The organism is Pseudomonas vranovensis (assembly GCF_040438935.1).
GTDB classification, from domain to species: domain Bacteria; phylum Pseudomonadota; class Gammaproteobacteria; order Pseudomonadales; family Pseudomonadaceae; genus Aquipseudomonas; species Aquipseudomonas vranovensis.
The window spans coordinates 366,427-388,820 of the sequence record NZ_CP159259.1 but is presented as its reverse complement, the minus strand read 5'-3'; the positions used below and the strand labels follow the sequence as shown (position 1 = coordinate 388,820).

Annotated in this window: 20 protein-coding genes; 3 read left to right on the top strand and 17 right to left on the bottom strand. The window is 62.0% G+C overall.

Features of this window, described 5'->3' with window-relative positions:
* Positions 1–12 precede the first annotated feature (12 nt).
* From ABVN19_RS01845 to ABVN19_RS01830, 4 genes are all read right to left on the bottom strand, one after another.
* Positions 13–1,302, bottom strand: coding sequence for an OprD family porin (locus ABVN19_RS01845; RefSeq protein ID WP_256585886.1), 1,290 nt, complete (start codon positions 1,300–1,302; stop codon positions 13–15).
* Between the two features lie 134 nt (positions 1,303–1,436).
* On the bottom strand, positions 1,437–4,598 hold the full coding sequence (locus ABVN19_RS01840) for a CusA/CzcA family heavy metal efflux RND transporter (protein WP_105642229.1): 3,162 nt from the start codon (positions 4,596–4,598) through the stop codon (positions 1,437–1,439).
* Between the two features lie 18 nt (positions 4,599–4,616).
* The gene (locus ABVN19_RS01835) at positions 4,617–5,855 is read right to left on the bottom strand and encodes an efflux RND transporter periplasmic adaptor subunit (RefSeq protein WP_028943437.1); all 1,239 of its coding nucleotides are present in this window, start codon (positions 5,853–5,855) and stop codon (positions 4,617–4,619) included.
* Between the two features lie 58 nt (positions 5,856–5,913).
* The gene (locus ABVN19_RS01830; protein ID WP_105642230.1) at positions 5,914–7,173 is read right to left on the bottom strand and encodes a TolC family protein; all 1,260 of its coding nucleotides are present in this window, start codon (positions 7,171–7,173) and stop codon (positions 5,914–5,916) included.
* Between the two features lie 204 nt (positions 7,174–7,377).
* On the opposite strand from ABVN19_RS01830, the gene ABVN19_RS01825 reads away from it, so the two are divergent.
* Both ABVN19_RS01825 and ABVN19_RS01820 read left to right on the top strand, forming a co-directional pair.
* Positions 7,378–8,052 carry a heavy metal response regulator transcription factor gene (locus ABVN19_RS01825; protein WP_028943435.1) on the top strand — a complete coding sequence of 225 codons (675 nt, stop codon included), beginning with the start codon at positions 7,378–7,380 and terminating at the stop codon, positions 8,050–8,052.
* Positions 8,049–9,431 carry a heavy metal sensor histidine kinase gene (locus ABVN19_RS01820; RefSeq protein ID WP_105642231.1) on the top strand — a complete coding sequence of 461 codons (1,383 nt, stop codon included), beginning with the start codon at positions 8,049–8,051 and terminating at the stop codon, positions 9,429–9,431. The genes ABVN19_RS01825 and ABVN19_RS01820 overlap by 4 nt, the downstream gene beginning before the upstream one ends.
* 98 nt (positions 9,432–9,529) lie before the next feature.
* Here the strand turns inward: ABVN19_RS01820 and pdxJ are convergent, their stop codons facing one another.
* The 11 genes from pdxJ to rpoE all read right to left on the bottom strand — a co-directional run bounded on the left by pdxJ (position 9,530) and on the right by rpoE (position 19,523).
* Positions 9,530–10,273, bottom strand: a complete 744-nt coding sequence (pdxJ, locus tag ABVN19_RS01815; protein ID WP_105642232.1) for a pyridoxine 5'-phosphate synthase — start codon at positions 10,271–10,273, stop codon at positions 9,530–9,532.
* Between the two features lie 44 nt (positions 10,274–10,317).
* Positions 10,318–11,001, bottom strand: coding sequence for a DNA repair protein RecO (recO, locus tag ABVN19_RS01810; RefSeq protein ID WP_028943432.1), 684 nt, complete (start codon positions 10,999–11,001; stop codon positions 10,318–10,320).
* Between the two features lie 57 nt (positions 11,002–11,058).
* Complete coding sequence (gene era, locus ABVN19_RS01805; RefSeq protein WP_028943431.1) at positions 11,059–11,961, bottom strand: GTPase Era; 903 nt, start codon at positions 11,959–11,961, stop codon at positions 11,059–11,061.
* A complete protein-coding gene (rnc, locus tag ABVN19_RS01800) occupies positions 11,954–12,643 on the bottom strand; it encodes a ribonuclease III (protein WP_028943430.1) in 690 nt (229 codons plus the stop codon). Before rnc ends, era begins: the two co-directional genes overlap by 8 nt.
* On the bottom strand, positions 12,640–12,765 hold the full coding sequence (locus ABVN19_RS01795) for a hypothetical protein (RefSeq protein WP_256585885.1): 126 nt from the start codon (positions 12,763–12,765) through the stop codon (positions 12,640–12,642). The genes rnc and ABVN19_RS01795 overlap by 4 nt, the downstream gene beginning before the upstream one ends.
* A gap of 129 nt (positions 12,766–12,894) precedes the next feature.
* A complete protein-coding gene (lepB, locus tag ABVN19_RS01790; RefSeq protein ID WP_028943429.1) occupies positions 12,895–13,749 on the bottom strand; it encodes a signal peptidase I in 855 nt (284 codons plus the stop codon).
* A 5-nt stretch (positions 13,750–13,754) separates the two neighbouring features.
* Positions 13,755–15,554 (bottom strand): translation elongation factor 4, encoded by a 1,800-nt coding sequence (lepA, locus tag ABVN19_RS01785; RefSeq protein WP_028943428.1) that lies wholly within the window; start codon positions 15,552–15,554, stop codon positions 13,755–13,757.
* Between the two features lie 189 nt (positions 15,555–15,743).
* The gene (locus ABVN19_RS01780) at positions 15,744–17,123 is read right to left on the bottom strand and encodes a DegQ family serine endoprotease (RefSeq protein ID WP_167332104.1); all 1,380 of its coding nucleotides are present in this window, start codon (positions 17,121–17,123) and stop codon (positions 15,744–15,746) included.
* 218 nt (positions 17,124–17,341) lie between these two features.
* Positions 17,342–18,307 (bottom strand): MucB/RseB C-terminal domain-containing protein, encoded by a 966-nt coding sequence (locus tag ABVN19_RS01775; protein WP_028943426.1) that lies wholly within the window; start codon positions 18,305–18,307, stop codon positions 17,342–17,344.
* 12 nt (positions 18,308–18,319) lie between these two features.
* The gene (locus ABVN19_RS01770; protein ID WP_028943425.1) at positions 18,320–18,910 is read right to left on the bottom strand and encodes an RseA family anti-sigma factor; all 591 of its coding nucleotides are present in this window, start codon (positions 18,908–18,910) and stop codon (positions 18,320–18,322) included.
* Between the two features lie 31 nt (positions 18,911–18,941).
* Complete coding sequence (gene rpoE / locus ABVN19_RS01765; protein WP_010220971.1) at positions 18,942–19,523, bottom strand: RNA polymerase sigma factor RpoE; 582 nt, start codon at positions 19,521–19,523, stop codon at positions 18,942–18,944.
* A 431-nt stretch (positions 19,524–19,954) separates the two neighbouring features.
* On the opposite strand from rpoE, the gene nadB reads away from it, so the two are divergent.
* Positions 19,955–21,571, top strand: a complete 1,617-nt coding sequence (gene nadB, locus ABVN19_RS01760; protein WP_028943424.1) for an L-aspartate oxidase — start codon at positions 19,955–19,957, stop codon at positions 21,569–21,571.
* On the opposite strand, the gene ABVN19_RS01755 is transcribed toward nadB, so the two are convergent.
* Together ABVN19_RS01755 and ABVN19_RS01750 are read right to left on the bottom strand one after the other, a co-directional pair.
* Positions 21,540–21,992, bottom strand: a complete 453-nt coding sequence (locus tag ABVN19_RS01755) for a protein YgfX (RefSeq protein WP_028943423.1) — start codon at positions 21,990–21,992, stop codon at positions 21,540–21,542. The genes nadB and ABVN19_RS01755 overlap by 32 nt on opposite strands.
* On the bottom strand, positions 21,976–22,230 hold the full coding sequence (locus tag ABVN19_RS01750) for a succinate dehydrogenase assembly factor 2 (RefSeq protein ID WP_028943422.1): 255 nt from the start codon (positions 22,228–22,230) through the stop codon (positions 21,976–21,978). The genes ABVN19_RS01755 and ABVN19_RS01750 overlap by 17 nt, the downstream gene beginning before the upstream one ends.
* Positions 22,231–22,394 lie beyond the last annotated feature (164 nt).

The window sequence follows — 22,394 nt, the reverse complement described above, 5'->3', positions numbered from 1 at the left end:
GCAAGAAACGCTCTACAACAGCGTCAGGGGGTACTCGACAATCAAGCGCACCTCGTCCAGGTCCGACTCGAACGCCGTGGCCCGCGTCGTGGCCTGGCGTACCCGCAGTGACAGGTCCTTGAAAGTGCCACCCTGCACCACGTACTTGGCCTCGATATCCCGCTCCCAGCGCTTCTGGTCATCCAGCGGGTTGCCCTCGGCGTCACGGCGCATGTACACCGCGTTGGCATCGGAATAGTCGATACCGCTGCCGCGTCCGTAGCGAGTCATGAAGGTCAGCCCCGGCACGCCGTAGCCGGCCATGTCCAGGTCGTAGCGCAGCATCCAGGAGCGCTCCTTGGGCGAGTTGAAGTCGCTGTACTGGATCGAGTTGTCCAGGTAGATCGAGTCGGACTGGCGCAGGTAGTCGAAGTCATCGTCGCCCTGGTTGCGCTGGTGAGACACCGCCAGGGTATGGGCGCCATAGGTGAGCCCGGCGCGAACACTCCAGATATCGTTGTCGAATGCGCCTAGCAGTTGCTTGCCTTCATCCCTGGCCTTGTAGTAGTTGGCGCTGGTGAAGCCGGTGAGCGTTTCGCTGATCGGGTAGCTGTAGCTGGCGCCGGCGTAGTACTGGTCCCAGGCATCCTTGAGGCGACTGCTGTAGAGGGTCAGGCTCAGGTTGTCGGTGGCCTGGTAATCGCCACCGAAATACCCGAGCCAGGGTGAGTCGACCGGGCCGGCATAGAAGGTCGAGAAACCATCGCGGTTGTTGCTCGACAGCGGCTGGCTCATCGCGTGCAAGCGTCCGCCCTGCACGTTCAGCCCCTCGAAGGTAGCGTTTTCCACGGTCCAGCCAGTGAAGCTCTCCGGTAACAGCCGCGAGTCGCCAAAGTGGACCACGGGGGTGGCCGGGAAGACATCGCCGTATTTGATCTGGGTATCGAACAGGCGGGCCTTGAGGGCGCCGCCCAGCTTGCTGAAGTTGCTTGCCATATGGCCGTCACTGTCGACCGGGAGCATGTCGAACGAGCTGCGCCCGCCGCTGCGGCCATCACCGCTGTCGAACTTGAGCGCCAGCATGGCATGGACATCCAGGCCGAAACCGACGGTACCCTGGGTGTAGCCCGATTCGAAGCGAGCGATAAATGCCTGCGCCCAGGCTTCGGCATAGCCGGCCTTGCCGGTGGGTGACTGCTCGCCTTTGCGATAATCGCGATTGAAGTAAAAATTGCGGCTGAGCACGCTCAGGCTGCTGTCTTCGATAAAGCCTTCGGGCTGCGTGGCTGCCTGGCTGACGGTACAACTGGCCAAGGCCAGCATGCCGGTGACACAGGCTGTGGTTTTATTCCCCATCTTCAACTCCTGATTGTTGGCAGTACGACGCACGACGGCCGCTGATGCGGCCGCCGTGGGTATCCTGACAAGGGCTGAATAACCCGAAGATGAGCGTGGAATTACAGTTTCGTCACCTCACCGAGGTCCTCTTCTTCATCCTTGCGATGAGCGCGGTAATAGAGCGCCGGGAGCACCAGCAGGGTCAGCGCGGTGGACGACAGGATCCCGCCGATCACCACGGTTGCCAGGGGCCGCTGCACCTCGGCGCCGGTGCCGGTGGCCAGGGCCATGGGGATAAAGCCCAATGAAGCGACCAGCGCGGTCATCAACACCGGCCTCAACCGCGTCAGTGCGCCCTCATCGATGGCCTTGCGCAACGAGTACCCCTGTTCGCGCAGGCCGCGGATAAACGCAATCATCACCAGGCCGTTGAGTACCGCCACACCCGACAGGGCAATGAACCCGACCCCTGCCGAAATCGACAGCGGAATATCGCGCAGCCAGAGCGCCACCACGCCACCCGTCAGGGCAAAGGGAATACCGGTGAACACCAGCAAGCCGTCCTTGAGGTTGTTGAACATCATGAACAACAGGCCGAACACCAGCAGCAGCGCCACTGGCACCACCACCTGGAGGCGCTGCGCGGCCGACTGCAATTGCTCGAACTGCCCGCCCCAGCGAATCCAGTAACCCGCCGGAATACTGACCTGGCTGTCGATACGCGTACCAGCCTCTTTCACGAACGAGCCGATATCACGGCCACGCACGTTGACACTGACCACCACCAGGCGCTTGCCGTCCTCGCGACTGATCTGGTTGGGGCCCTGGACCAACTGCAGGCTGGCGACATCGGCCAGAGTGATAAAGCCGATCTGGCCATTGTCGGCGGCGCCGGCCGGCACCGGGATCAACAGCTGCGACAGGCCGTCGATGTCGGTGCGCAAGTTGTCGGCCAGGCGCACCACCATGTCGAAACGGCGGTCGCCCTCGTACAGCGTCCCGGCCTGACGACCGCCCACGGCCACGGCAATGGTGTCCTGTACATCGCCAACATTGAGCCCGTAGCGCGCCGCCTTGTCGCGGTCTACATCGATGGTCAGCACCGGCAGGCCGGAAGTCTGTTCGACCTTGACCTCCGAGGCTCCCGGTACCGCCTGCAACGCCGTGGCAATCTGCGCGGCGGTGCGGTTGAGCTGGCCCATGTCATCGCCAAAGACCTTCACCGCCACATCACTGCGCACCCCGGAAATCAGCTCGTTGAAACGCAGCTGGATGGGTTGCGACAACTCGTAGTTACTGCCCGGTATCCGCGCACTGGCACGCTGAATATCGGCGATCAGTTGCTCGCGCGACTTGCCCGGGTCAGGCCATTGGTCTTGCGGCTTGAGCATCACATAGCTGTCGGAAATATTCGGCGGCATCGGGTCGGAGGCAATTTCGGCAGTGCCGGTGCGGGCGAACACTCGCTCCACCTCCGGCACCTGGCTCAGCACGCTCTGCTCAAGGCGTTGCTGCATCGCCACCGACTGACTGAGGCTGGTACCGGGCACGCGCAAGGCCTGCAGGGCGAAATCGCCCTCGCTCAGGCTCGGCACGAACTCGCTGCCCATGCGGCTGGCCAATACGCCGGACAACAGCACCATCACCCCCGCCAAGGTGAACGCCAGGGTTCGATGGCCCATCACCCAGTGCAGCAGCGGTGCATAACCACGCTTGGCACTGCGCATCAGCAGGTTTTCGTCTTCCTTGACCTTGCCGGTGACAAACAGGGCAATGGCCGCGGGCACGAAGGTCACCGACAACAACATGGCGCCGAGCAAGGCCATCACCACGGTGAAGGCCATGGGGTGGAACATCTTGCCCTCGACACCGCTGAGGGCAAAGATCGGCAGGTACACCACCATGATGATCAGTTGCCCGTAGATCAGAGGGCGGCGCGCTTCGCGGGCGGCATTGAACACTTCATGGAAACGCTCGGAGCGGGTCAACAGTCGACCATGATGCTGCTGGGCATGGGCCAGGCGACGAATCGCGTTCTCGACGATCACCACCGCCCCATCGACGATAATGCCGAAGTCCAGTGCGCCCAGGCTCATCAGGTTGGCGCTGACCTTGTTGCTGAACATCCCCGTGAAGGTGAACAGCATCGACAACGGAATGATCATGGCGGTGATCAACGCAGCGCGGATATTGCCCAGGAACAGGAACAGAATCACGATCACCAGAATCGCGCCTTCGATGAGGTTCTTCTTCACCGTGGCGATGGCCTTGTCGACCAGGTTGGTGCGGTCGTACACCGTCACCGCGCTGACGCCAGCGGGCAGCGAGCGGTTGATTTCCACCAGCTTCTGCGCCACCGCCTGGGACACCGTGCGGCTGTTCTCGCCAATCAGCATGAATACCGTGCCGAGTACCACTTCGCGGCCATTCTCGGTGGCCGCGCCGCTGCGCAGTTCACGGCCGATACCGACCTCAGCGACATTGCGCACCCGGATCGGCGTTCCGTCGATGTTGGCCAGCACGATGTTGGCGATGTCCTCGATACCGGCCAGTTGGCCCGGTGCACGAATCAGCAGTTGCTCGCCCCGGCGCTCGATGTAGCCGGCACCGACGTTGGCGTTGTTGCGCTCGAGGGCCGTGAGTAAATCACCCAGGGTCAGCTTGTAGGACGCCAGCCGCTTCGGGTCGGGCGCAATCTGGTACTCCTTGGCAAAACCGCCAATGGTGTTGATCTCGGCCACGCCACGCACGTTGCGCAGTTGCGGCTTGATGATCCAGTCCTGAATCTCGCGCAGGTCGGTGGGCGTGTAGGGGCTGCCGTCGGCCTTGCGCGCATCGTCGGAGGCTTCCACGGTCCACAGGAAGATCTCGCCCAGCCCCGTGGAGATCGGCCCCATGGCAGCATGTACACCGTCAGGCAACTGACCGCGGGCTTGCTGCAGGCGCTCGTTGACCAGTTGGCGGGCAAAGAACAGGTCGGTGCCTTCCTCGAAAATCACCGTGACCTGCGACAGCCCGGAGCGCGACAGCGAACGGGTCTGTTCAAGGCCCGGCAGGCCGGCCATGGCGGTCTCGATGGCAAAGGTGATGCGCTGCTCGGTTTCCAGTGGCGAGAAGCCCGCGGCCTGGGTGTTGATCTGCACCTGGACGTTGGTGATATCCGGCACGGCGTCGATTGGCAGCTTCTGGTAGCTGGCCACACCCAGCCCCGCCATCAGCAGCACCGCCAGCAGCACCATCAGGCGCTGCTCGATGGCAAATTGAATAAGGCGTTCAAACATGAGGGGTACTCGCGCAGGTCAGTGGGCGTGCTCGGCGCTGGCTTTGCCCAGCTCCGACTTGAGGACGAAACTGCCCGCTGCCGCGACCTGCTGGCCGACCTGCAAGCCCTTGCGGACTTCGACATAGCCATTGGCGCTGGCACCCAGTTCTACCGGCTGGGCGACAAAACCTTCATCCGTGCGGACGAACACCGTGGATTGTTCTTCAAGGGTCTGGATGGCCTGGTCCGGCACGCTCAGCGCAGCCGCAAAGGTTTCGGTCGGCACCTGCACCGCCACGAACAAGCCCGGGCGCCAGGCGCCACGCGGGTTGTCGAGGGTAACGCGCACGCTGGCCGTACGGGTCTGCTCACCGAGCAGGCTGCCGACATGGCTGATGCGCCCCTCGACCTGCTCGCCCAGCTCACTGGCGACGATGTTCACTGGCATGCCGCTGCGCACCTTGCCCAGGTCCCGTGGCGCCACCCCAAATGTTGCCCAGACCCGCGACAGGTCGGACAGGGTAAAGGCCGCGCTGGTCTCGTTGACCACCTCGCCCGGCACCAGGTGTTTCTCGACGATCTGCCCGGCAAACGGCGCGCGCAGTTCGTAGCGGTTACCGCCCGCCAGCACCGTGGTGCCGCTCAGCGCGCTGATTTTCTGCCGGGCATTGGCCTGGGCAATCTCGGCCTCTTGCAGGGCCTGACGGGCTTGCAGGTAGTCCTGCTCGGCAGAAATACCTTCCTGCCACAGGTCTTTCTCGCGCTGATAGGTACTGCGCGCCAGCTCCAGCCTCCGCTGGCTGGCGGCCAACTCGCTGCGCTGTTCGGAAATCTGCGGGCTGGCGATGACGGCCAGCAGGTCGCCGGCCTTGACCTGCTGGCCAAGCACCACCGCTACCGACTCGACCACCCCGGCGGCCCTGGGCACCATATGGGCGGTACGGTCTTCATCGAATCGGATCTCGCCGGGCAGCGACAGGGTGCGCTGCAACTGCCGTGGGCCGACGGAGGCCAGTTCGATGCCAGCCAGGTCGATCTGCTCCTGGCTGAGGGCGATTGCGCCCTCTTCTTCCTCGTGGCCCTTTTCGCCACCTGCGGACTCGCCATGCCCGCCCTCGCCGTGTTCGTCTTCGGCATGGCCCGATTCAGCCTCGGCGTGATCGTGGGCCGATGCTGACGCCTCAAGCGCAGGGCCACCCTGACGTGCCAGCAGCACACCCAGCCCCAGGCCCAGCAACAAAGCTGCGACCAGCAGCGTCGTGGACTTCTTGTTCATGCAGACTCCTTAGCACTCACCGCCCGGGCGGCAACAATCAAAAGATGGGAAAAGGCGATCAGCGACCGGCCAGGCTCAAGTCGCCATAAATGCGCTCCAGACGCACCCGCGCATCACTGCGCTGAGCCTGGGCCTGCAAGTACTGCAAGCGCGCCGCAACCAGGGTGCGCTGGGCATCGAGCACATCCAGAAAGGCGAACTTGCCGCGTTCGAAACCGCGGGTTGCCGCGTCCAGCGCCTGCTGCGCCGAAGGCAGGATCGAGCGATCGAACGACTGCACTTCCTGCTCTGCTGTCCCCCACTGCGCCAGGACCTGGATCACTTCACTGCGCAAGCGCAGCTCGGCGCCATTGCGCTGGTCGCGGGCCTGATCGGCGCGGCGGGCGGCCGACAGCACGTTGCCCTGGTTACGGTCGAACAGCGGAATCGGCACCGACACGCCAACCACATTGATGCGCTCGCGGTCGGTTTCGCTGTACTGGCTACCGACACTCACCGTCAGGTCGGGGATGCGCTGCGTGCGCGCCAGGTCCAACGCAGCTTCGCGCTGATCGATCTGCAGCCGGGCCAGGCGCAAGTCGGGCGTGTGCTCCAGGCGTTCAAGCAATTGGTTGCGGCCGGGCACGACCGCGTCGTTGTCATCCAGGCCTTCGACCCGGCTGAAGCGGGCCATCGGCGCGCCCGTGACGGCGGCCAATTGCTGGTAGGCGACGGTCAGCGTCTGTTCGGCACGGGCTTTTTCCAAGCGGATTTCAGACACCTGCACCTGGGCACGGGTGGCCTCCACCGGCGAAGCGCTGCCGGCCTTGACCCGCCCCTGCACCACTTGCAGGCCGCGCTCGCTCAGTTGCAGGGATTGCTCGGCCAGCTGCAGGCCTTCCTGAGCCTGCACGGCGGCCTGGAATGCACCGATCACCTCGGCTCGCAGCACATTGCGCTGGCGTTCAAGTTCAAGTGCTGCGAGCTCGGCGTCCCGACCAGCCACGTTCAGGCGTGCACCGCGCTTGCCGCCCAGCTCGAACAACTGGCTGACACTGACGGTGGTGGTCTGCGAGCCGTTGCGGGTGTCTTCCATCTCCCACCCCACCTCCGGGTTGGGGAGCACACCGGCCTGGCGCCGCTGGCCTTCGGCAATGTCGATTTCCCAACGCGCCGCCGCCAGCTCAGGGTTGTTGGCCTGGGCCGTCTGCAGGGCATAGTCGAGGGTCATTACGTTGTCTTGGGGCGACGCCAGTGCCAGCGAGGGCAAGGCCAGCAGCACCAGCACCAGCAGCATGCGGCCGCGGCCTGCGCCGGGCCGGTCCAGGGAGAAAAGCATGGCAGGCTCCTGCGCCTTTTTCGGAGCCCGCACTGTAGTAATCGGGGTTTATCCCCAAGATGACTCGAAAATTACAAATCTGTTATCCAGCCAACGATGCCAGACAGATGACTTAGTATCCGCCGCTCGACGCCTTTTCAGCCCTTGACCTTACAGCTGCTTCAGGGTTGAGAATCACCGCCTTTTACACCACCGAGTCATCCCATGCGTTTACTGATCATCGAGGACGAGCTTCGTACCGCCGACTACCTGCAACAGGGACTGAGCGAAAACGGTTACATCGTCGATTGCGCCCACACCGGGGCCGACGGCCTGCACCTGGCCCGCCAGCAGGCATACGACCTGATCATTCTTGACGTCAACCTGCCCGAGCTCGACGGCTGGACTGTTCTGCAACGCCTGCGTGCCGACTCCAGCACGCGCATCATGATGCTCACGGCCCATGGCAGGCTGTCGGACCGGGTCAAGGGCCTTGACCTGGGCGCTGACGACTATCTGCTCAAACCGTTCGAATTTCCCGAGTTGCTCGCCCGTATCCGCAGCCTGCTGCGCCGCAACGACCAGGCGCTGCAGCCGAGCACCCTGAAGGTCGCCGACCTTGAACTGGACCCGGGTCGTCATCGCGCCTACCGCAGCGGCCAGCGCATCGACCTGACCGCCAAGGAGTTCGCCCTGCTGCATCTGCTGATGCGCCAGAGCGGCGAAGTGCTGTCGCGCACTCAGATCATTTCGCTGGTATGGGACATGAACTTCGATTGCGACACCAACGTAGTGGAAGTCTCGATCCGTCGCTTGCGCGCCAAGATCGACGACCCGTTCGACGACAAGCTGATCCATACCCTGCGCGGCGTCGGCTACGTGCTAGAGGCCCGCGAATGAGACCCGCACGGCTGTCGCTGCGCCTGGGCCTGAGCGTGATCCTGATGGGCGCGGCCTTGGTGCTGCTGCTGGCCTGCCTGGCGGTGCTGGCCCTGGACCACGAACTGGACAGCCGGGCGCGCAAGAGCCTGATGGCAAAGATGAGCCAGATCGAACACAGCTTGAGCATCGACCTCAAGGCCGATGACTTGCAGTCCCGCGCCCACCCGTTGCTGGATGTAGTCATGGGCCATGACAACCTGAGCCTGAGCGTGATCGCCCTGACTGGCCGGCATTCAGCTTTGCTGACCTTGGGGCCGGGGCTTGAGGCTGACCGGCTACTGCGCATCCACAGCGACCAACACCTGACCTTCAGCCAATGGCAGGACAGCAACGACGATCAACTGCTCACCGCCTCGCGCTTGATGCGTCTGCAGGACGGCACCGAAGTGCGGGTGCTGCTCACCGTCAATCGCGCCGATGACAACAGCCTGCTGCAGGCCTACCTGCGCTCGACGCTGTGGACCTTGCCGCTGCTGCTGCTGTTGATCGGCTTTGTCGCCTGGAAACTGGTGCAACGCGGCCTGACGCCATTGCGCCGGTTTCGTCGGATCGCCGAGCAGGTGTCGGCCCAGCAACTGACCTTGCGCCTGCCTGAAACGGGATTGCCGCAGGAGCTCAGTGACCTGGCCGGCAGCATGAATGTGATGCTCGACCGCATCGACGGCGGTGTGCAGCGGCTGTCGCAGTTCTCCGACGACCTGGCCCACGAACTGCGTACCCCGATCAGCAACCTGATGGGCAAGGCCCAGGTAACCCTGGCTCGGGAGCGGCCGGTCGAGCAGTACAAGGAGGTACTGGAAACCAGCATCGAAGAGCTGACCCGCCTGAACCGAATCATCACCGACATGCTGTTTCTCGCCCAGGTCAGCCAGCCACAGGCCCAAGTGCCGCTCAAACCGGTGAGCCTGGCCGATGAGGTCACGCGGGTGAGCGAGCTGTTCGAGTTCAGTGCCGAGCAAAAACACATCGTCCTGCGCCAGCAGGGCTGGGGGACGGTCATGGCCGATCGCTTGATGGTGCAGCGGGCGCTGTCCAACCTGCTGAGCAATGCCATCCGCCACAGCCCCTCGGGGCACGCGGTCGATATTGGCATCGAACGCTGTGGTGATGCGGTTTGTCTGTGGGTCGAGAATCAGGGGCCCGGGATTGCCCAGGAGCATCTGCCGCACTTGTTCGAGCGCTTCTATCGCGCAGGCTCAGGGCGTTCGCGGCTCGAAGGCGGGACGGGGCTGGGGTTGGCGATCGTGAAGTCGATCATGCAGGTGCATCGAGGAGAGGTAGAGGTACGCAGCGAAGTGAATGGCAAGACGCGGTTCAGCCTGGTGTTCCCGGACTGAACCGCTCCTGCCTGGCGACCGCTACACGGTCGACCGCAGCCTTCGTAGCCGCTGGCGTCAGCCTGTGATCGGCCGCAAAGCGGTCGTGGCTCGAAGGGTCAGCTACGGCTGGCGGCCATGATCAGCGCTTTCATCTCGGCGACGGCCGACTTGAAGCCGACGAACAGCGCATGGGCCACCAGCGCATGACCGATGTTCAGCTCGTTGATGCCCTTGATCGCCGCAACCGCTTCAACGTTGTGGTAGTGCAGGCCGTGACCGGCATTGACGATCAGGCCCTGGGCCAGGCCAAAGGCCACGCCGTCGGCAACGCGCTTGAGTTCTTCGGCCACCTCGGTCGGGGTTTCGGCATCGGCATAACGACCGGTATGCAACTCAATGGCCGGGGCGCCCACACGGCGCGACGCTTCGATCTGGCGCTCGTCGGCGTCGATGAACAGGGACACTTCCGAGCCGATGCGCGACAGACGCTCAACAGCCACCTTGATCCGCGCTTCCTGGCCAGCCACGTCCAGGCCACCTTCGGTGGTCAGCTCCTGACGGGTTTCCGGTACCAGGCAGATGTGCGCCGGGCGAATTCGCTCGGCGAATGCCATCATTTCTTCGGTCACGCCCATCTCGAAGTTCATGCGCGTCTGCAACACGTCCTTGAGCACCAGCACGTCGCGCTCCTGGATATGCCGGCGGTCTTCGCGCAGGTGAACGGTGATGCCATCGGCGCCCGCCTCTTCGGCATCCAGCGCGGCCTTGACCGGGTCCGGGTAACGCGTGCCACGCGCCTGGCGCAGGGTCGCCACGTGGTCGATGTTCACGCCAAGCAGCATGCGGTTGCTTTGAGTCACGAAGAGGCTCTCCTGAAAATTGAGCCTCACAGCATACGACGTGCTTAACGCTTGCGAAACAGTTCGCGACTGACCAGCGGCCGACCGCCCAGGTGAACCGCCAGCGCCTGGCGCATCAAGCGCTTGGCGGCGCCCAGGGCGCCAGGTACCTCCCAGTCGGCATTGGCCATGGCCGCAAGCTCTGCACCGGTGAACAAACCGGGTTGCAGCAGGTAGACCCGTTCAAGCCCGGCATCCACCTGCAAGCGGTACAGGCCATCAATGGCCAGTGGCTCCCCGTTGACGTCCTGGTCCAGGGCAAAGCCGTAGCCCAGCTCATCCAGCAGGCGCCATTCAAAGGCGCGCAGCAGCGGCTCCAGCGGCCGCCCGGTCCCCAGGGCCTGCAAGGTAGCTGCATAGTGCTCGAACACCACCGGGTGAGGATCTTCGGCGGGCAGCAGGCGGATCAGCAATTCGTTGAGGTACAGGCCGCTGAACAACGCGTCGCCATGCAGCCAGGCCGCCGTGCCAACGCTGTCCAGGCGCCCGACGGTCTTGAGCTCGCCACGACCGCGCAATTCCACTTCAAGGGGGACGAAAGGACGTACCTGGCTGCCACCTTTGCCACGGGCACGGCGCATCACTGCGCGCAGGCGCCCTTGCGGGGTGAGGAAATCAACCAGCGCACTGGTTTCACGGTAGGCCCGGCTGTGCAGCACGTAGGCCGGTTGGCCAACTGGCAGATCCATGAGCGGCGCTTCGAAAGAGGTTCGACCCGGCAGCGGACGCTACCGGGCCTGAAGGGATCAGAGGTCGCCGTAGCCCAGCGAACGCAGCGCGCGCTCGTCGTCGGACCAGCCACCCTTGACCTTGACCCAGAGGTTGAGCATGACCTTGGCGTCGAACAGCACTTCCATATCCTTGCGCGCCTCGGAGCCGATGCGCTTGATGCGCTCGCCCTTGTCGCCAATGATGATCTTCTTCTGGCCGTCACGCTCGACCAGGATCAGCGCATGGATATGCAGGATCTTGCCCTGCTGCTTGAACTCCTCGATCTCGACGGTGATCTGGTACGGCAGCTCCGCACCCAACTGGCGCATGATCTTTTCGCGCACCAGTTCAGCAGCGAGGAAGCGGCTGCTGCGGTCGGTGATCTGGTCTTCCGGGAAGAAGTGGTCGTTTTCCGGCAGGTGCTTGGCGATCAAGCCTTCCAGCGCTTCGAGGTTGTGCCCCTGCTGTGCGGAAATCGGCACGATCTCGGCGTTCGGCAGTTGCTCCTGCAGCCACTGCAGGTGCGGGATCAGGTCGGCTTTCTCTTCGATCCGGTCGGTCTTGTTGATCGCCAGGATCACCGGGCCCTGCACATACTGCACACGCTCCAGCACCAGTTGGTCTTCGTCGGTCCACTTGGTGCGGTCGACCACGAAAATCACCACGTCGACGTCCTTGAGAGCAGCCGAGGCGGTTTTGTTCATGTAGCGGTTGAGCGCCTTCTCGTTGCTCTTGTGCATACCCGGGGTATCGACGTAAATCGCCTGGATATCACCCTCGGTCTTGATACCCAGCATGTTGTGGCGGGTAGTCTGCGGCTTGCGCGAGGTGATCGCCAGCTTCTGGCCGAGGATATGGTTGAGCAGGGTCGATTTGCCCACGTTCGGGCGGCCGACAATGGCAACATAGCCGCAGCGGGTAGTATTCGTATCAGTCATTGCCATTCTCCACGCCCAGGGCGATCAGTGCTGCAGCGGCCGCCACTTGCTCGGCGATACGCCGGCTAACACCTTGCCCTCGGCTTTTTTCAGTCAAAAGGGTCACTTCGCATTCGACGAAAAACGTCCGGCAATGGGGTTCACCTTGAATATCCACCACTTCGTATCGCGGCAGTTCGCAGGCCCGCGACTGCAGGAATTCCTGCAGACGGGTTTTCGGATCTTTGTTGGTATCGACCAGGGTCAGGCTCTCGAACTCACCGGTCAGCCAGGCCAGCACGCGCTCGCGGGCGGTCTGCATGTCTGAGTCCAGATAGATGGCGCCAATCAACGCCTCGAGGGCGTCGGCCAGGATCGACTCGCGGCGGAAACCACCGCTTTTAAGCTCGCCGGAACCCAGGCGCAGGTACTCGCCCAGGTCGAAGCCACGGGCCAGCACAGCCAGGGTCTCGCCCTTGACCAGGCGTGCACGCAAGCGTGACAGCTGGCCTTCGCGCGCCTGGGGGAAGCGCTCGAACAGCGCCTCGCCGGCGACGAAGTTGAGGATCGCATCGCCGAGAAACTCGAGGCGTTCATTGTTGCGACCGGCAAAACTGCGGTGCGTGAGGGCCAGCAGCATCAGCTCCTGGTTCTTGAAGGTGTAGCCGAGCTGGCGCTCGAGGCGGCTCAAGGAAACGCTCACAGTGTACCCACGCGCTGTTCGTGGTCGAGGTAAAGGCCAGGCGCCTGGGCGCAAGGCTCGCACATTTGTTCGTACAGGGCCGCCATCGGGGCCGCTGCCGTCGGATTCAACGCTTTGTTCAAATCAACATCCTGAAAGACAGTTTGGCTCATGCCCACCGGCGCCGGCGGCCCAGTTGGATCGGTCGATCCCTGAACAAGCCTATGCCAGAAATGCATTCGGCGCTGTCCCAGGACAGCGCCGTTGTGGTGTTACTTGATCAGGCCCACCCGCGAAAGGTTCGGGAAGTGGCTGAGTTTGGGCTCTGGCCAGCTCATCCAGACCGCGAAGGCCTTGCCGACGATATTCTGGTCCGGGACCATGCCATGCAGCGCCTTGGGAATATTGGGGTCATCCCAGTAACGGCTGTCGTTGGAGTTGTCGCGGTTGTCGCCCATCATGAAGTAGTGACCGGCCGGGACTGTCCATTGCTGGTCAGGCGGCATGCGGTAACGGCTCATTTCCTTGCGGATCAGGTGTTCGGCTTCGCCGAGCTTTTCCTTGTACAGCTCGGCGCTGCCCAAGGTTCCTGGCTCGGTGCCGACCAGTTGTTCGGCAATCGGCTGACCGTTGACGAACAGCTTCTTGTCACTGGTGTAGCGGATCTGGTCGCCCGGCAGGCCAACCACACGCTTGATGTAGTTGACGTTCGGGTCGCTCGGATAGCGGAACACCATCACGTCGCCACGCTGTGGATCACCGATCTCGATGACCTTCTTGTCGATCACCGGTAGGCGAATCCCGTAGGAGAACTTGTTCACCAGGATGAAATCGCCCACTTCCAGGGTCGGCTTCATCGATCCCGATGGGATCTGGAAAGGCTCGACCAGGAACGAACGCAGCACCAGGACGATGAACAGCACCGGGAAGAACGACTTGCCGTACTCGACCAGCAACGGTTCCTTGTTCAACTGCTCGACCACTGCCATTTCGGGCTGGCGAACGCTGCCCTGATAGTTGGCGATCGCCGAACGCCGGCGAGGCGCCAGGAACAGCAGATCGACCAGGGCCAACAGACCGCAGACGGCAACGGCGATGACTAGCAACAGCGGGAAATTTAGCGACATAGGACCTAACTATCCAACCTGAGCACGGCGAGGAAGGCTTCTTGTGGAATTTCCACGTTACCGACCTGTTTCATGCGTTTCTTACCGGCCTTCTGCTTTTCCAAAAGCTTGCGCTTACGGCTCACGTCACCACCGTAGCATTTGGCCAGCACGTTCTTTCTGAGCGCCTTGACAGTGGTTCGCGCCACAATCTGCCCGCCAATGGCGGCCTGGATTGCCACGTCGAACATCTGCCGAGGAATCAGTTCCTTCATCTTCTCGGTCAATGCGCGGCCCTTGTAGTGCGCATTGTCGCGGTGAACGATCAGCGCCAGCGCGTCGACCTTGTCACCGTTGATCAGTACATCGAGCTTGACCAGATTGGCCGACTGGTAGCGGTCGAAATGGTAGTCCAGCGAAGCATAGCCGCGGCTGGTGGACTTCAGGCGATCGAAGAAGTCCAGTACCACTTCGTTCATTGGCAGGTCATAGCGCACCTGTACCTGCGAACCGAGGAACTGCATGTCGCGCTGTACGCCGCGCTTCTCGATGCACAAGGTAATGACGTTGCCCAGGTGCTCTTGAGGCACGAGGATGGTGGCGGCGACAATCGGCTCGCGGAAGTCTTCGACCGCAGACACATCCGGCAGCTTCGACGGGTTGTCGACATAGATGGTCTCGCCGGTCTTGAGCTTGACCTCGAAGATTACGCTTGGCGCAGTGGTGATCAGGTCCAGGTCGTATTCGCGCTCCAGGCGCTCCTGGATGATTTCCATGTGCAGCATGCCAAGGAAGCCGCAACGGAAGCCGAAGCCCAGTGCATCGGAGCTTTCCGGCTGGTACTGCAGCGACGAGTCGTTCAGGGTCAGCTTCTGCAATGCATCACGAAAATCTTCGAAATCATCGGAACTGACCGGGAACAGACCGGCATAAACTTGTGGTTGAATACGTTTGAAACCTGGCAGCACCTCGACCTCGGGGGTCGAGTTCAGGGTCAGGGTATCGCCCACTGGCGCCCCGTGAATATCCTTGATGCTGGCGATGATGAAGCCTACTTCACCGGCTTTCAGGTCTGCCGTCTGGGTGTGCTTGGGGGTGAATACACCGACGCTGTCGACCAGGTGCACCTTGCCGGTGGACTTGACCAGGATCTTGTCACCCTTCTTCACCCGGCCGTGACGCACACGCACCAGGGACACGACGCCCAGGTAATTGTCGAACCAGGAGTCGATGATCAGCGCCTGCAGGGGCGCTTCGATGTCACCGGTCGGTGCAGGGATGGTATGCACCAGACGCTCGAGCACCTCGTCCACGCCCATGCCGCTCTTGGCACTGCAAGCCACGGCGTCGGTGGCGTCGATGCCGATGATCTTCTCGATCTCGTCCTTGACCTTGTCTGGATCTGCCTGGGGCAGGTCCATCTTGTTGAGTACCGGCATGACCTCGAGGCCCTGCTCGATAGCGGTGTAGCAGTTGGCGACCGACTGGGCCTCTACGCCCTGGCCGGCATCGACCACCAGCAGCGCGCCTTCGCAGGCTGCCAGCGAGCGGCTGACTTCGTAGGTGAAGTCAACGTGGCCGGGGGTGTCAATGAAGTTCAGCTGGTAGGTTTTGCCGTCCTGCGCCTTGTAGTGCAGGGTGACACTGTGGGCCTTGATGGTGATACCGCGCTCACGCTCCAGGTCCATGGAATCGAGTACCTGGGCTTCCATCTCACGCGCGGTCAAGCCGCCGCACATCTGGATGAAACGGTCCGCCAGGGTCGACTTGCCATGGTCAATGTGGGCGATGATGGAGAAATTGCGGATATGACTCAAATCACTCACGGGTCAACACTCAAAAAGGCTGCGGGACGAACGCCCACCGAAAAATAGCCGGGAATTGTACCTGAAGCTGAAGGGATATGGGAGATTCCGTATTGCCCTTCGCGACTGCAGGAACAGGCTTGCCCCAGGATAAATGGACACCCCTACGAAAAAAGGCGGCTTACGCCGCCCTTCTCCGTTCAGTTCAGCTTATTCAGCCAGCTTGAAGGTAATGAAGCTTGCACGCCCCTGACGCAGTACGCGCATCGACACCGAACGGTTCTTCGGCAGTTCCTTGGCGATTTCGGTGAACTGCTTGGCGGTCAGGATCGCCTGGTTGTTCAGGTGGCTGATGACATCGCCTGGACGCAGGCCAATCAAGGCCGCAGGACCGTCCTGAACTTCCTTGATCACGACGCCGCCCTTGAGTTCCAAGGTCTTTTTCTGCTCGGCGGTCAGGTCGGAAACCGACACACCCAAGCGGTTGCTGCTGCGCTCGACACCGCCGGTAGCGCTGGTGGTGATCTCGGCGTCATCGTCCGGCAGTGCGCCGATGGTGACGTCCAGGTTCTGGCGCTTGCCATTGCGGATGATCTCAAGCTTGGCCTTGGCGCCGTCTTTCAGGCCACCGACCAGGTGCGGCAGGTCGGCCGACATGACGATCGGCTGACCGTTCATGCTCAAGATCACGTCACCCACTTGCAGGCCGCCCTTGGCTGCCGGGCCATCTTCCAGTACCTGGGCTACCAGGGCACCGGAAGGCTTGTCCAGACCAAAGGATTCAGCCAGGTCCTTGTTGACCTCCTGGATCACCACGCCAAGCCAGCCGCGGCTGACCTTGCCGTCCTTCTTCAGCTGGTTGGAGACATCCAGCGCCACGTCGATCGGGATGGCGAACGACAGTCCCATGAAACCACCGGAACGGGTGAAGATCTGCGAGTTGATACCCACCACCTCACCGTTCATGTTGAACAGTGGACCACCGGAGTTACCGGGGTTGATCGCAACGTCAGTCTGGATGAACGGCACATAGGTGTCGTTGGGCAGGGTACGACCCTTGGCGCTGACGATACCTTTGGTCACCGAATGGTCGAAACCGAACGGCGAGCCGATCGCCAACACCCACTCCCCCACTTTCAGCTTGCTGGAATCGCCCAGTTTGACGGTTGGCAGGTTCTTGCCTTCGACTTTGAGCAGGGCCACGTCGGTGCGCGGGTCGGTGCCGACCAGCTTGGCTTGCAGTTCGCTGCGGTCGGACAGACGGACGATGATTTCGTCAGCGTCGGCCACCACATGGTTGTTGGTCAGTACATAGCCATCGTCGGAGATGATGAAGCCCGAGCCCAGGGATTGCGCTTCACGCTGGCGATCACCGCGCGGCGAGCGCGGGGCCTGAGGCATGTTGCGCTCGAAAAACTCGCGAAACATCGGCGGCAGACCTTCAAGGTCTGGCATCTGGCTCTGTGCGTACTTGCGATCCGGCAGCTTCTGCTTTGTCGAGATGTTCACAACAGCCGGCGATGCCTGCTCGACCAGGGTCGTGAAGTCCGGCAAAGCTTCGGCCTGGGCAGTGACCACCTGACCGAGCATGAACACGGCGGCGAACAACGATAGGTAGGTTTTCAAGCGTGGTATTGACATACGGCTCCCGTCACATCGAGCGTGGTTAGCAGTAGGGCCCTGCAAACGCAGGAAAGGCCAGACCCCGAAAGGACTGACCTATAGAAAAAATCTGGAATTTTTGCAAACTGCAAAGCTTGCGAATCATGTCAGCCAAGCAATCCTCAAACGGTCAGCGCACCTGCTGTTCATTTTTGAGCCTGGGTGTCCTGGGATCGCATCGACAAGGCAATCCGTTCAGCCGTACCGATCGGGATTTCGCCCACCACGGTCACCATGACTTCACCCTTGGGCGTGGTCAGGCGCCGGGATACGGCAACCGTAGGGCCCAACTGGGTACGGATGTCCGCAGCCGAACCGGTACCCAATGCTTCGACAAAGACCGAAAAACGCGCCAGGCCATCATCGTACATCAGGTTACTGACAGTGTTCTTGCCTTGCGGGTCCTTGTGGATCGAACTATCGATGAGCTCGAAACCGGGAGGCAGCCAGTCGGAACGCCAGCCAGTGGCCGGTTGTGTTGCTTGCTCGGCCACCTGAGTGACCGGTTTGCACAGATCGCTCGCCTTGAGCTCGTCGTCGGTCGGCGCCTGGGCGGTTTGCAGTCGGGTGAACTGGAATCGCTCCAGCAAGCGTCCCTTGTCATCGAGCATCAGCGACTTCAAAGGCAAGCCGGTCTGTCGATCCAGGTGCAGCTCGAACGCATAGCGATGTTGATCTCGAGGGCTGAGGGTGACAATCACCGCTTCACGGTCTGCCACCCGGGATTTGCCGGCGACCCCAAGGTCGTACCAACTCATCAACTTCAGAGGATCGAGTACTCGCGCCGTGGACTCTGGCGAGTTGCTCACGCCCGGCACCAAGGTTCCGCTCACGCACTGGGTATGCCCGTCGACACGCACGACTTCCTGGGCCGAGCCATCGAGCTGCAACAATCGCTCGCTGACCTTGCCGTCCTGGACACGATGCCAGATGTCGTGGGTGGAAAAGCTGCCGTTACGCTCGTAAACGAAAGTGCCTTGATAACTCTGCTGTTGCTCGGCTTGTGCCAGTTTCTTGAGCCAGTCGCTCGCTTGCGGCGAGGAGTTGGCAGCGAGGGCCGGCAGTGAAAGCCAGCCACCCAACAACAGCGGTATGAGAGGTAGCGCGCGCATGATCCTCCTTACTCAGCGATTTTCCAGGCTTGCCGCACGGGCATAAGGCAGAGCGCTCTCGGTTCCTTTGAGTGCTGCTTCCTGAGCATGCTGGCGCAGATAGCCGGGCAGACGCTGGTCGTGCCAGCCGGATTGCCCCTGCAGGACGCCGTTGGCCATAGGGCCTGGCTGCTCTGCACTTTCACTATAGCCTGCCAGCACGGCAGGGCCTTGAACCTGTGGCACGCTCAGTCCCTGCTGGGCAGGTTGCTGGGCAGCCAGCTGGGCGCCGCTGATCTCGTCCTGGTTGTACAGGCGTACACCGGCCAGCACGGCAACAGTGACCGAAGCCGCCACCGCCAGGCGACCCAGGCTGCGCCATGGGCCACGGTTGACCTTGACTGGCGTGGCTTCGTCGGCCAACGCTGCAGACACAGCAGCGGCGATATCCAGTTGTGGCAGCACCAGTTCCTTGTGCATCGCCGCACGAGCAACCTGGTAACGCGACCAGGTGGCACGGGTTTCGGCGTCGTCGACGGCGTTCAATACCCGACGTAATTCCAGTTCGTCCGCTTCGTTATCCATCACCGCGGACAGCGATTCCTGCAAAGCTTCACGACTCATGGCGGTTCCTCTCTTGGCTGTCGCCGCTGTCTCAGGTTTCCTGCAACAACGGCTGCAGGGCTTTGTCTATGGCCTCCCGAGCGCGGAAGATTCGAGAGCGCACGGTACCCACCGGACACTGCATGACGCTCGCAATGTCCTCGTAACTCAGACCATCGAATTCACGTAAAGTTAACGCCGTACGTAAATCTTCTGGCAGTTGCTGAATAGTCCGATGGACGGTGCCTTCGATCTCATCCCGCAACAACGCGCGCTCTGGAGACTCAAGATCCTTGAGGCCGTGGTCGCCGTCGTAGAACTCCGCATCCTCGGAGCTCACATCGCTGTCTGGTGGCCGCCGACCGCGAGACACCAGATAGTTCTTTGCCGTGTTGATGGCAATGCGGTACAGCCAGGTGTAGAAGGCACTGTCGCCGCGAAAATTACCAAGCGCCCGGTAAGCTTTGATGAAAGCTTCCTGCGCCACGTCCTGCGCTTCATGGGTGTCGTGTACAAAACGCACGATCAACCCGAGAATCTTGTGCTGATACTTCAGCACCAACAGATCGAACGCTCGCCTGTCGCCACGCTGCACGCGCTCGACAAGCTGCTGATCCTCTTCCTGGGTTAGCATGAACACTCCTCGGTGATCTTGAAGGAGCGTTGCATCAAGCATCGTTCAGGCTTGCAACCATAGACTCGGGCTTTGCGCAAAAGTTCTCCCCTCCAAGCAAGTTTCCTGCGGCCCTTGGTCGGCTCGCACGAAAAACGCAGCACGGTCACGGCCGGCTGCGTCGATAATCGGGTCTCGAATACGCCGACAGCGCCGAGTGACCAGCTACTGCCATGCGTCGCCGCGGCATTGTGGCGTGCGGGCAACCTTCTATGGATATCCACACAGCATGGAAAGTTCCAAAAAAGGCGTCAACGACACGCAGTCGCCATTGGAAATCAGGGCCTTGGGGCTGCTATAAAGGCAACCGGTCCAGATTCACGATAGTTTCACAATGCCATACGCGCCTGACTATTGTGCCGATCCCCCCCTTCAGATACTAGTGTCCTGACATGAGCCAACAATTCCAACATGATGTCCTCGTGATCGGCAGCGGCGCTGCTGGTCTGAGCCTGGCGCTGACCCTCCCCGACCACCTGCGCATTGCCGTACTCAGCAAGGGCGACCTGTCAAACGGTTCGACCTTCTGGGCCCAGGGCGGGGTCGCGGCAGTGCTGGATGACACCGACACGGTGCAATCCCACGTCGAGGACACGCTCAATGCAGGCGGCGGACTGTGCCATGAAGATGCAGTGCGCTTCACCGTTGAGCATAGCCGCGAGTCGATCCAATGGTTGATCGATCAGGGCGTACCTTTTACCCGTGATGAACATGCCAGTGTCGACGATGGCGGTTTCGAGTTTCACCTGACCCGCGAAGGTGGCCACAGTCACCGGCGTATCATTCATGCCGCCGACGCCACCGGCGCTGCAATCTTCACTACCCTGCTCAGCCAGGCACGCCAGCGTCCGAACATCGAGCTTTTGGAGCAGCGGGTGGCGGTCGACCTGATCACCGAGCGGCGCCTGGGCAAGGACGGCGACCGTTGCCTGGGCGCTTATGTGCTCAACCGCAACACCGGCGAAGTCGACACCTACGGCGCACGCTTCACCGTGCTGGCCACGGGCGGCGCCGCCAAGGTCTACCTGTACACCAGCAACCCCGACGGGGCCTGTGGCGATGGCATCGCCATGGCCTGGCGCGCCGGCTGCCGTGTGGCCAACCTCGAGTTCAACCAGTTCCACCCCACCTGCCTGTACCACCCCCAGGCCAAGAGCTTCCTGATCACCGAGGCCCTGCGCGGCGAAGGCGCCCTGCTGCGGCTGCCCAACGGCGAACGCTTCATGCCGCGCTTCGACCCGCGTGAAGAGCTGGCACCGCGCGATGTCGTTGCCCGCGCCATCGACCACGAGATGAAGCGCCTGGGCGTGGACTGCGTGTACCTTGATATCAGCCACAAGCCGGCCGACTTCATCAAGAGCCACTTCCCCACCGTGTATGAACGCTGCCTGACTTTCGGCATCGACATCACCCGCCAGCCGATCCCGGTGGTACCTGCAGCCCACTACACCTGTGGCGGGGTGATGGTGGACGATCATGGCCATACCGACGTGCCCGGCCTCTACGCCATCGGTGAAACCAGCTTCACCGGCTTGCACGGCGCCAATCGGATGGCCAGCAACTCGCTGCTCGAATGTTTCGTCTACGGCCGTGCCGCAGCCACCGACATCGAGGCGCACCTGGACCAGATTGCAATGCCCAGGGCGCTGCCCTGCTGGGACGCAAGCCAGGTCACCGATTCGGATGAAGACGTGATCATTGCGCACAACTGGGATGAGCTGCGGCGATTCATGTGGGATTACGTGGGGATCGTGCGTACCAGCAAGCGCCTGCAGCGCGCCGAACACCGGGTGCGTCTGCTGCTGGACGAAATCGACGAGTTCTACAGCAACTACAAGGTCAGCCGCGACCTGATCGAGCTGCGCAACCTGGCCCAGGTAGCCGAACTGATGATCCGCAGCGCCATGCAACGCAAGGAAAGCCGCGGCCTGCACTACACCCTGGATTACCCCGGCATGCTGCCCGAGGCCCACGACACTATTCTGCAGCCATCCACCTACGCCGACTGAACTTCAGCCTTACACGCAAGCGCCGGTGCTGTGCCGGCTCCAATGCGTCACGGGCGATGCACAGACCTTCGCTCAGGTAGCCCCCCTTGCGGCGGTAGCGCAGCACAATCAAACCCGGCAGCGCCAGGCTGTCGGGGCGCAATTGGACCGACTGCCAGCCCAGGGCAAGGCTGAACAGCTCCCAACCATCAGGCTTTCGGCGCAATCCGGTAACGGCTCGGGGATGAAAGAGCAGAATTCGCCGGGGAATCATCCAGCCCGCATGCAGCAAGCAACACACACTCCCCAGCAGCTTCGCCCACCACGGCAACTGCAGAAGGCTCAGCGCCAGCAAGGCCAGCAGCAGGCTGGCCAGGTAGGCCGCCAGCAAGGCCCGGGAGCCTTGCCAGCGACACTCGAACCGATCACTTGGGCTGGACACGGTCCAGAATGATGCGAACCATGCGCTGCAGCTCCGGATCTTCGGACTCGCTGCGTTCCATGAACCACCCAAACATGTCCTGGTCTTCGCAGCTCAGCAAGCGCTTGTACAGGTCACGATCTTCCTGGCTCAGGGTCGGATAGACGTCCTTGCTGAAAGGGACCAGCAGTACGTCGAGCTCGAGCATGCCACGGCGGCTGTGCCAAAAGAGCCGGTTGAGTTCAGTTTGTTCGACCATGAAGCCCTCCTAAAATAGGCCGCCAGTATACAGAGGCCGCGCCCGAGGGACACGAGACGTTGGTCCGGACCTGTGAGCAAATAATGACAGAGGGCAGCACTCAACTACCTATTTTGCCGACAGCGCTCTATCATGGGACCCAGTCTTACTACCCTGCGATGACC

Excerpts from the sequence above, each read along its gene's own strand:
- lepB (WP_028943429.1), bottom strand. The coding sequence starts at position 13,749 with ATGTCGCTAAATTTCCCGCTGTTGCTAGTCATCGCCGTTGCCGTCTGC.
- ABVN19_RS01825 (WP_028943435.1), top strand. The coding sequence starts at position 7,378 with ATGCGTTTACTGATCATCGAGGACGAGCTTCGTACCGCCGACTACCTG.
- ABVN19_RS01775 (WP_028943426.1), bottom strand. The coding sequence starts at position 18,307 with ATGCGCGCGCTACCTCTCATACCGCTGTTGTTGGGTGGCTGGCTTTCA.
- era (WP_028943431.1), bottom strand. The coding sequence starts at position 11,961 with ATGACTGATACGAATACTACCCGCTGCGGCTATGTTGCCATTGTCGGC.
- ABVN19_RS01835 (WP_028943437.1), bottom strand. The coding sequence starts at position 5,855 with ATGAACAAGAAGTCCACGACGCTGCTGGTCGCAGCTTTGTTGCTGGGC.
- ABVN19_RS01820 (WP_105642231.1), top strand. The coding sequence starts at position 8,049 with ATGAGACCCGCACGGCTGTCGCTGCGCCTGGGCCTGAGCGTGATCCTG.
- rpoE (WP_010220971.1), bottom strand. The coding sequence starts at position 19,523 with ATGCTAACCCAGGAAGAGGATCAGCAGCTTGTCGAGCGCGTGCAGCGT.
- ABVN19_RS01770 (WP_028943425.1), bottom strand. The coding sequence starts at position 18,910 with ATGAGTCGTGAAGCTTTGCAGGAATCGCTGTCCGCGGTGATGGATAAC.
- ABVN19_RS01780 (WP_167332104.1), bottom strand. The coding sequence starts at position 17,123 with ATGCTCGGTCAGGTGGTCACTGCCCAGGCCGAAGCTTTGCCGGACTTC.
- recO (WP_028943432.1), bottom strand. The coding sequence starts at position 11,001 with ATGGATCTGCCAGTTGGCCAACCGGCCTACGTGCTGCACAGCCGGGCC.
- ABVN19_RS01750 (WP_028943422.1), bottom strand. The coding sequence starts at position 22,230 with ATGGTCGAACAAACTGAACTCAACCGGCTCTTTTGGCACAGCCGCCGT.
- ABVN19_RS01840 (WP_105642229.1), bottom strand. The coding sequence starts at position 4,598 with ATGTTTGAACGCCTTATTCAATTTGCCATCGAGCAGCGCCTGATGGTG.
- nadB (WP_028943424.1), top strand. The coding sequence starts at position 19,955 with ATGAGCCAACAATTCCAACATGATGTCCTCGTGATCGGCAGCGGCGCT.
- ABVN19_RS01830 (WP_105642230.1), bottom strand. The coding sequence starts at position 7,173 with ATGCTTTTCTCCCTGGACCGGCCCGGCGCAGGCCGCGGCCGCATGCTG.
- ABVN19_RS01845 (WP_256585886.1), bottom strand. The coding sequence starts at position 1,302 with ATGCTGGCCTTGGCCAGTTGTACCGTCAGCCAGGCAGCCACGCAGCCC.